Annotated in this window: 16 protein-coding genes and 1 pseudogene; 12 read left to right on the top strand and 5 right to left on the bottom strand. The window is 62.7% G+C overall.

Annotated elements, in window-relative coordinates; translation table 11 throughout:
• The 3 genes and pseudogenes from FFS37_RS36575 to FFS37_RS12385 all read left to right on the top strand — a co-directional run.
• A pseudogene (locus FFS37_RS36575) lies at positions 1-84 on the top strand (PepSY domain-containing protein); the annotation flags it as partial.
• 143 nt (positions 85-227) lie between these two features.
• Positions 228-968 (top strand): lysozyme inhibitor LprI family protein, encoded by a 741-nt coding sequence (locus FFS37_RS12390; RefSeq protein ID WP_137931224.1) that lies wholly within the window; start codon positions 228-230, stop codon positions 966-968.
• Positions 969-1067: 99 nt separating this feature from the next.
• Complete coding sequence (locus FFS37_RS12385) at positions 1068-1550, top strand: hypothetical protein (RefSeq protein WP_171026255.1); 483 nt, start codon at positions 1068-1070, stop codon at positions 1548-1550.
• 3 nt (positions 1551-1553) lie between these two features.
• Here FFS37_RS12385 and FFS37_RS12380 read toward each other — a convergent pair whose 3' ends face one another.
• Both FFS37_RS12380 and FFS37_RS12375 read right to left on the bottom strand, forming a co-directional pair.
• On the bottom strand, positions 1554-3437 hold the full coding sequence (locus tag FFS37_RS12380; protein ID WP_137931222.1) for a L,D-transpeptidase family protein: 1884 nt from the start codon (positions 3435-3437) through the stop codon (positions 1554-1556).
• Between the two features lie 212 nt (positions 3438-3649).
• Positions 3650-4396: a 3-oxoacyl-ACP reductase family protein gene (locus tag FFS37_RS12375; RefSeq protein ID WP_137931221.1), complete on the bottom strand. Its 747-nt coding sequence runs from the start codon at positions 4394-4396 to the stop codon at positions 3650-3652.
• A 100-nt stretch (positions 4397-4496) separates the two neighbouring features.
• Here FFS37_RS12375 and FFS37_RS12370 point away from each other — a divergent pair, with 100 nt between their 5' ends.
• Together FFS37_RS12370 and FFS37_RS12365 are read left to right on the top strand one after the other, a co-directional pair.
• Positions 4497-5111, top strand: coding sequence for a TetR/AcrR family transcriptional regulator (locus FFS37_RS12370; protein ID WP_137931220.1), 615 nt, complete (start codon positions 4497-4499; stop codon positions 5109-5111).
• 66 nt (positions 5112-5177) lie between these two features.
• Positions 5178-5573 (top strand): rhodanese-like domain-containing protein, encoded by a 396-nt coding sequence (locus FFS37_RS12365; protein ID WP_137931219.1) that lies wholly within the window; start codon positions 5178-5180, stop codon positions 5571-5573.
• 12 nt (positions 5574-5585) lie between these two features.
• On the opposite strand, the gene FFS37_RS12360 is transcribed toward FFS37_RS12365, so the two are convergent.
• Complete coding sequence (locus FFS37_RS12360; protein ID WP_137931218.1) at positions 5586-6497, bottom strand: alpha/beta hydrolase; 912 nt, start codon at positions 6495-6497, stop codon at positions 5586-5588.
• 47 nt (positions 6498-6544) lie between these two features.
• On the opposite strand from FFS37_RS12360, the gene FFS37_RS12355 reads away from it, so the two are divergent.
• On the top strand, positions 6545-6997 hold the full coding sequence (locus FFS37_RS12355; RefSeq protein WP_019858112.1) for a MarR family winged helix-turn-helix transcriptional regulator: 453 nt from the start codon (positions 6545-6547) through the stop codon (positions 6995-6997).
• Between the two features lie 18 nt (positions 6998-7015).
• On the opposite strand, the gene FFS37_RS12350 is transcribed toward FFS37_RS12355, so the two are convergent.
• A complete protein-coding gene (locus tag FFS37_RS12350; RefSeq protein ID WP_137931217.1) occupies positions 7016-7627 on the bottom strand; it encodes a pyridoxamine 5'-phosphate oxidase family protein in 612 nt (203 codons plus the stop codon).
• 93 nt (positions 7628-7720) lie between these two features.
• Positions 7721-8074, bottom strand: a complete 354-nt coding sequence (locus FFS37_RS12345; protein ID WP_137931216.1) for a gamma-butyrobetaine hydroxylase-like domain-containing protein — start codon at positions 8072-8074, stop codon at positions 7721-7723.
• A gap of 198 nt (positions 8075-8272) precedes the next feature.
• Here FFS37_RS12345 and moaA point away from each other — a divergent pair, with 198 nt between their 5' ends.
• From moaA to mobB, 6 genes are all read left to right on the top strand, one after another.
• On the top strand, positions 8273-9268 hold the full coding sequence (gene moaA, locus FFS37_RS12340) for a GTP 3',8-cyclase MoaA (protein WP_137931215.1): 996 nt from the start codon (positions 8273-8275) through the stop codon (positions 9266-9268).
• Between the two features lie 38 nt (positions 9269-9306).
• The gene (locus FFS37_RS12335; protein ID WP_232375635.1) at positions 9307-9786 is read left to right on the top strand and encodes a hypothetical protein; all 480 of its coding nucleotides are present in this window, start codon (positions 9307-9309) and stop codon (positions 9784-9786) included.
• Positions 9787-9912: 126 nt separating this feature from the next.
• Complete coding sequence (locus tag FFS37_RS12330) at positions 9913-10272, top strand: hypothetical protein (protein WP_137931214.1); 360 nt, start codon at positions 9913-9915, stop codon at positions 10270-10272.
• A 172-nt stretch (positions 10273-10444) separates the two neighbouring features.
• The gene (locus FFS37_RS12325) at positions 10445-11365 is read left to right on the top strand and encodes a DMT family transporter (RefSeq protein ID WP_137931213.1); all 921 of its coding nucleotides are present in this window, start codon (positions 10445-10447) and stop codon (positions 11363-11365) included.
• A 40-nt stretch (positions 11366-11405) separates the two neighbouring features.
• On the top strand, positions 11406-12032 hold the full coding sequence (gene mobA, locus FFS37_RS12320; protein ID WP_137931212.1) for a molybdenum cofactor guanylyltransferase MobA: 627 nt from the start codon (positions 11406-11408) through the stop codon (positions 12030-12032).
• A complete protein-coding gene (gene mobB / locus FFS37_RS12315; protein WP_137931211.1) occupies positions 12029-12538 on the top strand; it encodes a molybdopterin-guanine dinucleotide biosynthesis protein B in 510 nt (169 codons plus the stop codon). The genes mobA and mobB overlap by 4 nt, the downstream gene beginning before the upstream one ends.
• The last annotated feature ends 41 nt before the right edge of the window (positions 12539-12579 follow it).

Genomic DNA, 12579 nt, shown 5'->3' with positions numbered 1-12579 from the left:
GGCGCCTATACCGTCACATACTACACGTCGGACAAGGCGAAGGTCGAAATCACCTACGATCCCGTGACTGCCGAGCCGAAATAGGTTTGCCTGACGACCTGCTTGTGGGCGGGCTTTCTGCCCCCAACCACGCGACGGTCCCGCCTAAAAATATCCATTCTTGAGGCATGCTATGCCTCTCGGCGCGTAGCCGCGCCGTGGGCAATCCTGAAAGCTCGGGGGCATGAATGCGATTTTCCAACCGGACTAATCTGCTGCTTGCGCTTGCGACCATGGTGGCCGGCGGCTTTCTTGGGATGCCTTCGGCAAAAGCCGACGGACCATCGTTCGACTGCGGCAAGGCAAGCCTGCCGACGGAAAAGGCGATCTGTGCCGATCCGCAGCTGTCGGCGATCGATCTGCTGGTCGCCAAGGCCTACAAGGGCTTCGAACCGGCCTTCGGCGGCGACAAGCACAAGATCGCGCGCAGGCTGATCGCCGACCGGAATGCCTGCAGGAGCGACACGGCCTGCATCGTCAGCGCACTGAACAACGCCTTGCAGACATACGGCAATGCGCCGTCATGGGTGCAGGACTACAACGTGGCACTGATCGGCAAGAAGGCCCTGGACGCGGCCGCACGCAATCCCGGCCACAAGGATGAGCCCCTGCCCTCGGCGATCGGCCAATGCGCATCCACCCATATCAAGACATTGACTGCCCGGCTGGGCGACGATCCCCTGGAAACAGCCACGCCCGATGCGGGCAGCGCGGCCACCTTCACCAATGGCGGCGGGTCTGTGTCCTATGACCGCGAGGCCGGCCTGGTTGCCTCGAAGGTCGGCGAACCCGTGGTCATGTGCCTGATCTCGATCCCCCGGGATTGCCCCAAGGACGATGATCGCGGCCGTGTATACTACGCCATCGACCTTGTCGCGAAAGGCAGTTGGGCGCTGCCGGACTCGCAGCATATGTGCGGCGGCGCCTGATAGGCCCGCTTCATGGGTTGGAGACTTGCCACGCGGCGCTGCTTGCGCCGGAGCGTCTTTGATGGCTGACTGGCACGGTTGACTGCGCCGCATTGGGGGATGGGCATGGCGACGGCGAAACATGTTTTGAAGCGCATCCTGATGATGCTTGCCGGCTATCTCGTCGCCGTACTGGTCGGCCTGATCGCGGTGGTGGCGATCTACGCAGCGCTCAGTTCCCTGCCCGGCGCACCAGAGTATTTCGACGCCATGGGGGTCACGCCGATCGCGGTGCTGCTGGTGCCGCCGCTCGGCATGTTCGTCTATTTCCTGACGGTCGTGGTGACCGCGCTGCAGACACTCATCTTCGCGCTCATTGCCGAGTTCTTCGCGCTGCGAAACGTTCTGCTGCACATGTTTTTCGGAGCCGCCGCCGCGGCAGGTGGCTTTTTCCTGCTTTGGCCGGGCGCGCCGGAGGACATGGACCCGGAGCGCTGGGCCGACATCGGCATCATTGCCGCCGCCGGCCTAGTCGCGGGATTCGTCTATTGGCTGGTGGCTGGAAGGGACGCCGGCTTCCGGCGCCCGATCTCGGAGCGTTGAGGGTCAGCTCGAAGGCGAGCGGACCGCTTCGGTGGCGTCCAGGGCCTGCTTCAGCCTGCTGTCGCGATCGTACACGTCGTTGAAATACTCGACCTTGCCGGACATGTCGGGCCAAGCGGTAAAGTAGGCGACATAGACGGGAATCTTGCGCGTCACGTCCTCGGTCGAGTGTCCGTGCTTGAGCTTTTCGGCGACGTAGTCGACCGAGGTACCGAGCACAGCCGCCGCCATGCCGCGCGGATCCTGCAGGCGTACGCAGCCGTGGCTGAGCGCGCGCATATCCTGCTTGAAGAAGGATTTCTGCGGCGTGTCGTGCATGTAGATGGCATGCTTGTTGGGGAACAGGATCTTCAGTTCACCCAGTGCATTGGCCTCGCTCGGCTGCTGGCGCACGTTGTAGGGGATGTTTGCGCCATAGGCGCCCCAATTGACCGCCGAGGAAGGAATGCGCTTGCCGCGCGAATCCGTCACCTCGTAGCCGGCGCGGTCGAGGTAACCGGGATCGCTGCGCAACCTGGGCAGCATTTCATTGACAATGATCGATTGCGGCACGCCCCAATAGGGATGGAAGTCCACCTGCTTGATCTGGTCGTAGAAGAATGCCGTCTGATTGGTGACACGGCCGATGACGGCGCGCGTCTTCAACTGCTCCTGGCCATTGTCGATGTAGCTCGCGGTGAAGGCGGGCTGGTTGATGAAGACGCGCGGACTGCCGAGATCGGAAGGCAGCCAGCGCAATTCCTCCAGTGCCACCTGCACCTTAAGCAGCCTGTCGGCCTTCGACGTTCCCGCCAGCAAGGCGACCGTGCGCGGACCGATGACGCCGTCACCCTTCATGCCCTCGTTCACCTGCACCGCCTTGATCAGCGGAACGAGCTCCGGGACGTAGACCTCGCTGGTTGCCAGCCGCGACAGCATCTCGCCATAAGTGCCGCCCATGTCGTCATCGAGGTTGCGGGCGATGAGCGAAAGCAGTTTCGGCAATTCAGGGCTGCTCTGGCCCGGCTTCAGCAGCAGCTTGGGATCGACGACAATCTCGTTTTCAGCACTTGCCTGCAGCGATTCCAGCTCGACGCGCAGCGCCTGATATTCCGCGTTCTGGGGATGGCGCGATTCGAGATAGGTGCGCACCTCCTGGGTGTGCGCCAGCGTCTTCAGCACACCGGCCATGTCCAGCGGCTTGGCCGGAAAATCATAGTAACCCGTCATCCGGTTGGGATCGACACGGCCGTTCTGGGCGTCACGGGCGTAGCGCAGCACACGCGCCGACAGCGCCATCTCGAAGCGGACGAGTTCCTTCAACTTGGTCGCGTCATCCGCCGAGGATGAGCTCGCCGCGGGTACGTCGACCGTATAGTCAGCGGGGGCCAGGCCATAGCTGCCGGCTTCGCCCAGCACCCGCACGGCATCCTGCGCGCGATTGTTGGCAGCGGTGCCGCTCACCCAGATGAAGTCGGGATTGGCCGAATAGTAGGCGATCAAAGCCTTGGCGATATCGGGCTCGGCATAGAGCTCGTAGTCGCTCAGGCCCGCAATGGCATCGTGGAATGCTGCCCCGGTCGCGGATGGAACGAAGGCGGCGTCTTGTGCTGTCGCGGGCTGGGGCGCCGCCGACAGCGCGGAGAAGTCGACGCGCACGAGCTTGTCGGCCTTGTAGGTGTAGTAGGATGGGCTGCTGATCTTTACACCGCCTCCACCGCCGCCAGCCGGCGCTTTCGGCTTGTGCTTGGGTGGCGGCGGAAACTCACCTTGCGGCTGATGCTTGATGCCGCCGCCGAACAGCATGTCGAAGAGCCCTTGCGCGCCCGCCTGTGGCGCACCCAGGGCGAGCGTTGCCGTGATGGCCATCAGCGGCATCGCGGTTGCTTTGTTTCGGAGGAATTTCATCAATCACCCGCTCCGGCCGCAACCGGTTCCCGTTCCGCACGCTAGACGTCTCGCTCACCGCATGGCGGATGTAAGGCGCGACTATACCGATTCATACCGATTTCGTTAAGCTTTCATAAATTTCCGAAAGCCTGTTGCAGAACGGTTTCACAACATCGTGACGGCTGGAGTGGAGGTGGCTTCCACTCCAGCCTGGGAGGACTTGGAGCGTATCAGGCGTTGGCTCCGCCATCGATGGTCAACGCGGCGCCGGTCACGAAACGCCCCTCCGGACCCGCAAGCCAGGCAACCATGCCGGCGATGTCGTCTGCCGTGCCGAAGCGCGGCGTCGCCATCTTCTGGCGCTGATGTTCGGCATGCGGGCCATCGGCGGGGTTCATATCGGTATCGGTCGAACCGGGATGGACGACATTGGCGGTGATTCCGCGCGCACCGAGGTCGCGCGCAAGTGCCTTGGTAAGGCCGACCAGCGCGGCCTTGCTGGTGGAGTAGGCGCCGAGGCTGGTATCGGTGACGCGCTCGGCCAGATTGCTGCCGATCGAGATGATCCTGCCGCCCTCGCCCATATGGCGTGCCGCCGCTTTCGAGGCGATGAACGGAGCCCTGAGATTGACCGACATGGTCTCGTCGAAATCGGCAAGCGAGAGCGTATCGATGGGGGCTGCGCGCCAAATGCCGGCGCTGTTGACCAGGATATCGAGCCGACCGAAGGTCGCAGCCGCATCATTGACGGCCTTTTCCATGGCTTGCGCATCGCGATTGTCGGCCTTGATCGCGACGGCGCGGCCGCCTGCGCGCTCTATCTCGGCGACGACTGAACGGGCCTGCTCCTCGCCATTTACGTAGGTCAGCGCGACATCGGCGCCATCGGCCGCCAGTCTTCGCGCGATCGAAGCCCCGATGCCGCGGCTGCCACCGGTGACGAGTGCGGCCTTGCCGCTCAGATTCCTGGAAGACATTGGTTTCTCCATTTATGTAGTGATTGATACATAAATAGCTGACAGGCTTGTCCGGCGGCGTCAACTCATTTATGTATCGATCAACACAGAAAAGAATGTCATGTCAGAAAGAGGCCGTCCCCGTACCTTCGATCGAACCGTGGCGCTTCGGAGCGCGATGGATGTGTTTTGGGCCAGGGGTTACGAGGGCGCGTCCATAAGTGAGCTGGCGAGAGCGATGGGGATCAATTCGCCCAGCCTTTACGCAGCCTATGGCAGCAAGGAAGCGCTGTTCCTCGAAGCAACCGACTTCTATTCGCGCGTCGAGGGACCGGATATCTGGCTGGCTCTCGAAGACGCGCCGACCGCGCGTGAGGCGATCGAGCTCTTTCTGACCCGTACCGCAAGGGCCTATTCGCAGACGGGCCGGCCGCAGGGCTGCCTGATCACGCTTGGCGCGCTGCACCAGGATTCCAGCAGCGGTCTGATCTGTGCGGATCTGCGCCGTCGCCGCGGCGAGAACCGTTCCGCGTTGCATAAACGCCTCGAGAAAGGTGTCGCGGATGGCGAATTGCCCGCCGGTTTCGATTGCGCCGCGGCCGCCACCTTCTTCGCCACGGTGCAGCACGGCATGTCGATCCAGGCGCGCGACGGAGCTTCGTGCGCCGAGCTGATGGCAACGGTTGCGGGAGCCATGGCTGCCTGGCCTACACTCGCGGCCACCGACAAGGCGTGACAAACGTCGGCCAGTATGGTGGAAATCCCGACAGCCAGCCAAATGCGCGGTCGGGAGGACAGGCCTGTGAAAAAGGGTTATCGCGAACTGCTGGACGAGGCGAACGCCGAGATCGAAGTGGTGTCTCCGGAGGAAGCGGCAGGACTGCTCGAGGACGACGGCACCATTTTCGTCGATTTGCGCGACCCCCGCGAGGTCGAACGCGACGGCAGGATTCCCGGCGCCAAACATGTCACGCGCGGCATGCTGGAATTCTGGATCGATCCCGAAAGCCCTTATCACAAGCCGTTCTTTGCGTCGGGAAAGAGCTTCGTCTTCTTCTGCGCCGGCGGCTGGCGTTCGGCGCTGGCCACCAAGACGGCGCAGGATATGGGCCTGTCGCCCGTCAAGCATATCCTTGGCGGCTATACCGCCTGGAAGGCGGCGGGATTGCCGGTCGAACCCGGCGACAAGAAGAAGTAGCCCGTCCTCAACTCAATGCAGGAATGACGGCTCGCGATGTTCCGCGACGAAGGTGACGGCGCGTTCGACCACACCCTTGTCCGCAAGAATGCGGCGGTGGCCGAGCCCATCCGCCCAGTGCAGCCGAACATGGCCGCCCGCGCCGGCATAGCGCTTCGCGTGTTCTGCCGGCACCTCGCGATCGTCAGGCGCGTGGATGACCAGGGTCGGCACGGGCGCCTGCGCGAGCTGCCGGTCGCCGGTGAATTCATGCAGCGGGCGGCCGGAAAGGTGTTCGACACGGTCCGCCATGGCGACCTGCGAACGGGGGCCGACATTGAGCATGCGGCTGAAGTCGGCGAAGATTGCCGGCAGCGAGCTGGGCGCTGCGATCAGCACAAGGCGTTCGGCCACCAGCGGCGGGATGTTCTTGACGGAACCAGCAATGGCATTGGCGGCAACGGCGCCGCCGAAGGAATGGCCGACCGCCGCCACGAACGGGCCGAACCATTCTCCGGCAATCCGCACCGCATCGACGGCGTTGACCATGTTGAGGCGCCGGCCCTGCGAATGGCCATGGCCCGGCAGGTCGAGTGAGACGACACGGTAGCCGGCCGTGCGATAACCTTCGATAAGGGCACGCATGTATTCGGTGCGCGAACGCCAGCCATGAACGACAAGCACGGTGCCAAGAGCCGCCCTGCCCGGTTCCGGCCGGAATTCGTGCACCGTGACGCAGCCGGTCTTGGTCTTAAGCCGATGATGGCGCGCCTCGGTCATGAACTCCGCGGCCCGGCCGATGGCGCGGCGCTCTCCGTCGGTCAGCGCCTTGGTGCTCGGCGTGCGGCAGAACAATTCGAAAGCCGCGCGCCCGGTGATGCGTGGCGCAATATGTTCGGCCGCGCCAAATACGCTCCGGATGACCTTCAGCCCGATTGATGCCATAGTGGGAATCCATCCATACGTTCAAGCATGAACATAATAGTTCAAAGATGAACAATAAACAAGAGCTACCCTGGGACAACCCGCGTTTTCGCAACTGGGTCGCGGTGGCGCGCGCCTGCCATGTGCTGGAGCGCACGCTGGCGGTGAAGCTGGCGCCGCTGGACCTCAAGCCGGCGCAGCTCGACGTGCTGATGAACCTCTACCGCCATCCCGGCATGTCGCAGCACGACCTTGCCCGCAAGCTGCTCGTCGGCCGCTCCAACATCACCATGCTTTTGCCGCAGCTGGAGACGCGCGGCCTGCTGCGCCGCGAAGGCGACGAGAAGGACAAACGCATCCTGCGGCTCGCCCTGACCGAAGCCGGCGAGGCGCTGCTGATGCAGGCGCTGAAGGTGCATATGGCGCTGATCGAAAAGGCCATGAGCCAATCGACACCGGAACAGTGCGACATGATCGGCGAGCAGATGCGCAAGATCTACGAGGTGCTGAAGGAAGCGTGACCGGCGGTTCGCCAGCAGCTACCACATCGACTTCTTCGCCCGCTCGGGCCATTCCTTGTCGTAGCTCTCGCCGTCAATGTTCTTGCGGCTGGTGATTTCCAGGATTTTTCCGGGCGTCGGCAGCGATTTCGGATCGACATGCCTAGCCGGATTCCAGAGTTCCGACCGCACAATGGCGCGGGCGCACTGAAAATAGACCGAATCGACATCGATCACAGTCACCGAGCGGGCCGGCTTGCCGTCGACCGTGAACGACGCGCACAGCGCGGCATCCGTGGTCAGGTGAGCCCGGCCGTTGATGCGCAGCGTCGTGCCGGAGCCAGGCACAAGGAACAGCAGGCCGACGCGTGGATCCCTGATGATGTTCTTCAAGGAATCAGCGCGATTGTTGCCGCGCCGGTCCGGCATCATCAGCGTTTTCGGATCGACGATGCGCACGAAACCGGCGAGATCGCCGCGCGGTGAACAGTCGAGACCTTCCGGCCCACTGGTCGCGAGAGCGACAAAAGGCGAGGCTTCGATGAAGGCGGCATATTCGGGGATGACGTGGTCGAGTTCCTTGACCAGGGAAGCTTCGCCCGGCAGGCCATAAAGGGCCTCCAGTTGCTCGACCGAGGTGATCACCGACATTTCTGCGTCCTCCGAACCTTTGCCGGCGCTACGCCATATCCGTGACGATTTGACGACAGGCCCTCGCTCGAGCCGCGTTTGCGGACGTTGAAATCAGCGGTCGCGGCTCAGCCCTTTTTCCGCGAGTTCCGCCAGATAGGCATTCCAGCGCTCGTCCCTTTCATGGCCGAGCGTGTGCAGGTAATTCCAGGTGAAGATGCCCGTGTCATGGAAGTCGTCGAAGGTGATGCGTACAGCATAGTTTCCGACCGGCTCGATCTTGAGGATGGTCACGTTGCGTTTGCCCGGAACCGTCACACGCTGATCCGGCGAATGACCCTGCACCTCGGCAGACGGCGAGGCAACGCGCAACAGCTCCGCCGGCAGTTCGAATGGCTGGTGATTGGGAAAGGTGACCGACAGCAGTTTGCGGTCCTTGGAGACCCTGAGTTCTTTTGGTGCTGTCATGCTGTCTGATCCCGTATCGGCTGCCCTTCCCTACGCCGCTTCGACGGATGGGAAAAGGCCCGATAGGACGACCGACACGCCGTGTCGGCTCCGGGATGTTACCAAAGATCGAGACGCGGTATCTTGAATGGCCGCACGGTTCGTATCACATACAAGTATATAACGGAGCCGTTCACGGCCACTGGAAGCGCTTGAAGCATGGACATGATCGACCCCTTTGGTCGCACGATCAACTATCTGCGCGTATCGGTCACCGACCGCTGCGATTTCCGCTGCACCTATTGCATGGCCGAGGACATGACCTTCCTGCCCAAGAAGGATCTGTTGTCGCTGGAAGAGCTGGACCGGCTCTGCACCGTCTTCATCGAAAAGGGCGTCAGAAGGTTGCGCCTTACCGGCGGAGAACCGCTGGTTCGCAAGAACATCATGCATCTGGTGCGCCAGCTGTCGCGCCATCTTGCAAGCGGCGCCCTGGAGGAACTGACGCTCACCACCAATGGCTCGCAGCTGTCACGCTTCGCCAAAGAACTCGCCGATTGCGGCGTCAGGCGCATCAACGTCTCGCTCGACACGCTCGACGCCGACAAATTCCACCAGATCACCCGCTGGGGCCATCTCGGCAAGGTCATGGACGGCATCGATGCCGCTCAGGCGGCAGGGCTGAAGGTCAAGCTCAACGCGGTGGCGTTGCGGGATTTCAACGACACAGAAATCCCCGACATGATGCGCTGGGCGCATGGTCGCGACATGGACCTGACCGTCATCGAAACCATGCCGATGGGCGAGATTGATGCCGACCGCACCGACCAGTATCTGCCCTTGTCGATGCTGCGCGCTTCGCTGGAGCGCCAGTTCACGCTGACCGACATTCCTCTCAAGACCGGCGGGCCGGCCCGCTATGTCCACGTTGCGGAAACGGGTGGAAAGCTCGGCTTCATTACACCGATGACGCATAATTTCTGCGAGAGCTGCAATCGCGTCCGGCTGACCTGCACCGGCACGCTCTATATGTGCCTCGGCCAAGAGGACGCGGCCGACCTGCGCGCGCCTTTGCGTGCCTCCGAAGGCAACGCGCTTGTCGCCGAGGCGATCGACGAGGCCATCGGCCGCAAGCCGAAGGGCCATGATTTCATCATCGACCGCCGCACCCGTCGTCCTTCCGTCTCCCGGCACATGAGCGTCACGGGCGGCTGATCTTTCCGGCATTTTGGTGCAGGATGGCTTCCGTTGACATGGAGGCACGGATGAAGCGTCGTCAGGCGGTCCTGGTGTTTGTTGCCACGTTAGCGGCCATGCCCGCGAGCGCCGCGCCGTCCACCTATGTGAACGAGCGCTTCGGCACCGTCTGCACCTTTCCCGACGAAATCTTCACCGATCGTCAGCCCGAACCCGAGAACGGCGACGGGCAGGTGTGGTTGAGCGCGGACGGGGCCAGCCTGACATGTTCGGGTATACTCAACGTCGACAACGACACGCCGAAAAGCTTTGTTGCCGATGAAAAGGCCAGCAAGGAACCCGGCTATACCGTCACCTACAGCAAGACCGGCAAGGGTTGGGCAGTGCTGTCGGGCATGAAGGACGGAAAGATCTTTTACGAGCGCCGGGTGTTCGGCAGGGATGGCGTGATCCGCACGGTCTGGATCGATTATCCACCGTCCCTGAAAGCCAAATACGATCCACTCGTCGGCGCCATCGCCGGCAGCCTGAAGTGACAGTGAGTGTTTCGGATCACACCCCAGAAAAAGTCTTGATCGCGCCCCGCCGCCCAATTTACGGCCAGCTTCTTCCGGCCTAGCCTCCGCCCGGAAGCGGCTCTTCGCTCACAGGGGGAACACGTCATGCGCAAACTCATTCTTTCACTTGCCTTGCTTGGCTTCACGGCCCTGCCCGCGGCGGCTCAGTCGATCGGCGGCACTTATACCGTCGCCGGCACGAACTTCGACGGATCGAAATATGGCGGCGAGGCAACGATCACGCTGACCAGCGAGACCACCTGCACCATCCATTGGGAAACCGGCGGCTCATCCTCCGACGGCATCTGCATGCGCAACGACGATGCATTCTCCGCAGGCTACGTGATGGGCAAGGATATCGGCCTCGTCGTCTACAAGGTCGACGAAGACGGGTCGCTGCATGGTCTGTGGACCATCGCCGGCAAGGACGGCAACGGCACCGAGGTGCTGACGCCGAAGAAATAGATTTCAAAGCGGTTACCATAGCGGCGGGAGCCGGCGGCGGCTCCCGGCCCAGGTTGCGGTCTATCCAGCCGCGGTTACGTGGGGACTTCATGACGGTGCTGGTACAGCCATTAGCCGTTGATGTTTCGTGCCGGACTGCTAGAGCCTTGCTGGAAAGCAACCGGTAGATGTCTTGCCTCTGTCCCCAAATCTTCGCGGCGCGTTGTTCATGATGGTGGCGATGGTTGGCTTCACGCTCAACGACGCCATGACCAAATACTCGTCGCAATCGATGAACATGGCGCAGGTCATGCTGATCCGGGGAGCATTCGCTTCGCTTTTCGTCGGCGTGCTTGCCTGGCAGCGCGGCGCGCTTTCGCGACCGGACCGGATGCTGCAGCCGCTTGTGGCGCTGCGCGTGCTGGGCGAAGCAGGCGGCACGGTGTCGTTCCTGGTGGCCCTCGCCCATCTGCCGATCGGCAGCGTGTCGGCCGTTCTTCAGGCGCTGCCGCTGTCGGTGACGATGGGAGCCGCACTGTTCTTCGGCGAAGCAGTGGGTTGGCGCCGCTGGCTGGCGATCGCCACCGGCTTTGCCGGCGTGCTGGTCATCGTGCGGCCGGGTTTTGACGGTTTCACCACCTATTCCCTGTGGGCCCTGGCCAGCGTCGCATGCTGCACCGTGCGCGATCTCGCCACCAAGCGCATCCCTCAAACCATCCCGACGATGCTGGTCTCGACCGCGACCGCACTTGCCATGACCATTGTCGGCGCCGTGCTGTTGTCGCCGATGGGCGGCTGGACGCCGATGACCGGCCGGAGCACGGCGCTGCTGGCACTGGCGGCAGTGCTGGTGCTTATCGGCTATCAGTTCATCATCATGGCGATGCGCGCAGGCGAAATCTCTTTCATTGCGCCGTTCCGTTACACGGCGCTCCTCTGGTCGATCCTGCTTGGCCTTGTCGTCTTCGGCGATTTTCCGGACGCACCGATGATCGCCGGCGCCACCATCGTCGTCGGCTCGGGCCTTTATGCGCTTTACCGCGAGCGGATTGCCGGCAGGCGCCGGATCGTCGCCGAGAGTACCGGCCCGGCGATGGCGCCCGACGGAATCTAGCTGCTTGCGCTTTCCCTCGGCATGCGTACAGGCTCCCGGCATGAAGTCAGGTGTAGCGGGGATCATTCTGGCCGGCGGCCAGTCCAGGCGAATGGGCGGTGGCGACAAGGGCCTGTTGCCGCTCGGCAATGGGTGCGTGCTTGACCAGGTCTTGTCGCGTCTGGATCCGCAGACCGAAACCCTGGCGCTGAACGCCAATGGCGATGCATCACGGTTTTCCGCTTTCGGACTGCCCGTGCTTGCCGACGTTGTCGAAGGTTTTGCCGGACCGCTTGCCGGCGTCCTGACCGGCCTCGAATGGGCCGCCGTCGACACCTCGTGCAAGGCAATCGTCACTGCTGCCGGCGACACGCCTTTCCTGCCGCCGGACCTTGTCAGTCGCTTGGCCGAAGCCGCCAGCAAGCAGCCCGGAGCGATCGCCGTCGCTTCGTCGGGTGGACGACTGCATCCAACCTTCGCGCTGTGGCCGATCGGGTGCCGCGAGGCCTTGCGGCATTTCCTGGTCGATGAAGACAACAGGCGCGTTTCCGCCTTCATCGAGCACTATGGTCACATCGAGGTGGAGTTTCCGTTCCGGCAGGCCGCAGGGCTCGATCCATTCTTCAACATCAATGTGCCTGATGACCTTGCCCAGGCCGAGCGACTGTTGCAGAGCATCATCCCATGAACAGGCGCGTCTTCGGCATCACCGGCTGGAAAAACTCCGGCAAGACAACACTGACCGAAAAGCTGGTCGCGGAACTCGTGCGGCGCGGCTGGAAGGTCTCCACGGTCAAGCATGCCCATCATGATTTCGATATCGACAAGCCGGGCGCGGACTCGTTTCGCCATCGCCAGGCGGGCGCCACCGAAGTCGCGATCGTGTCGGGCAATCGCTGGGCGCTCATGCATGAACTGCGTGGCGAGGACGAGCCGCCGCTGGAGGTGATCCTGTCACGGCTGGCGCCTTGCGACATCGTGCTGGTGGAGGGCTACAAGCGCGAATCCCACCGCAAGATCGAAACGAGGCGGCTGGACGCCAAGGACCAGACGCCGCTTTCGGCAGGTGATCCCAATATTGTTGCCGTCGCGGCCGACTTCGCCGTCGCCGACGGGAGCCTGCCCGTGTTCGACCTCGACGATGCAAAATCGATAGTCGACTTCATCGAGCGCACAACCGGCCTCGTTGCTTGAGATGTAACGTAACGGCAGAACCTGATTACCGATTTTGGTGG

Source organism: Mesorhizobium comanense (assembly GCF_005503535.1).
Lineage (GTDB): Bacteria > Pseudomonadota > Alphaproteobacteria > Rhizobiales > Rhizobiaceae > Mesorhizobium > Mesorhizobium comanense.
This window is presented reverse-complemented; position numbering and strand designations above follow the sequence as displayed.

Bases quoted from the DNA above. Each gene is read 5' to 3' on its own strand.
- FFS37_RS12390 (WP_137931224.1), top strand. From the start codon at position 228: ATGCGATTTTCCAACCGGACTAATCTGCTGCTTGCGCTTGCGACCATG.
- FFS37_RS12385 (WP_171026255.1), top strand. From the start codon at position 1,068: ATGGGCATGGCGACGGCGAAACATGTTTTGAAGCGCATCCTGATGATG.
- FFS37_RS12380 (WP_137931222.1), bottom strand. From the start codon at position 3,437: ATGAAATTCCTCCGAAACAAAGCAACCGCGATGCCGCTGATGGCCATC.
- FFS37_RS12375 (WP_137931221.1), bottom strand. From the start codon at position 4,396: ATGTCTTCCAGGAATCTGAGCGGCAAGGCCGCACTCGTCACCGGTGGC.
- FFS37_RS12370 (WP_137931220.1), top strand. From the start codon at position 4,497: ATGTCAGAAAGAGGCCGTCCCCGTACCTTCGATCGAACCGTGGCGCTT.
- FFS37_RS12360 (WP_137931218.1), bottom strand. From the start codon at position 6,497: ATGGCATCAATCGGGCTGAAGGTCATCCGGAGCGTATTTGGCGCGGCC.
- FFS37_RS12355 (WP_019858112.1), top strand. From the start codon at position 6,545: ATGAACAATAAACAAGAGCTACCCTGGGACAACCCGCGTTTTCGCAAC.
- FFS37_RS12350 (WP_137931217.1), bottom strand. From the start codon at position 7,627: ATGTCGGTGATCACCTCGGTCGAGCAACTGGAGGCCCTTTATGGCCTG.
- FFS37_RS12345 (WP_137931216.1), bottom strand. From the start codon at position 8,074: ATGACAGCACCAAAAGAACTCAGGGTCTCCAAGGACCGCAAACTGCTG.
- moaA (WP_137931215.1), top strand. From the start codon at position 8,273: ATGGACATGATCGACCCCTTTGGTCGCACGATCAACTATCTGCGCGTA.
- FFS37_RS12335 (WP_232375635.1), top strand. From the start codon at position 9,307: ATGGAGGCACGGATGAAGCGTCGTCAGGCGGTCCTGGTGTTTGTTGCC.
- FFS37_RS12330 (WP_137931214.1), top strand. From the start codon at position 9,913: ATGCGCAAACTCATTCTTTCACTTGCCTTGCTTGGCTTCACGGCCCTG.
- mobA (WP_137931212.1), top strand. From the start codon at position 11,406: ATGAAGTCAGGTGTAGCGGGGATCATTCTGGCCGGCGGCCAGTCCAGG.
- mobB (WP_137931211.1), top strand. From the start codon at position 12,029: ATGAACAGGCGCGTCTTCGGCATCACCGGCTGGAAAAACTCCGGCAAG.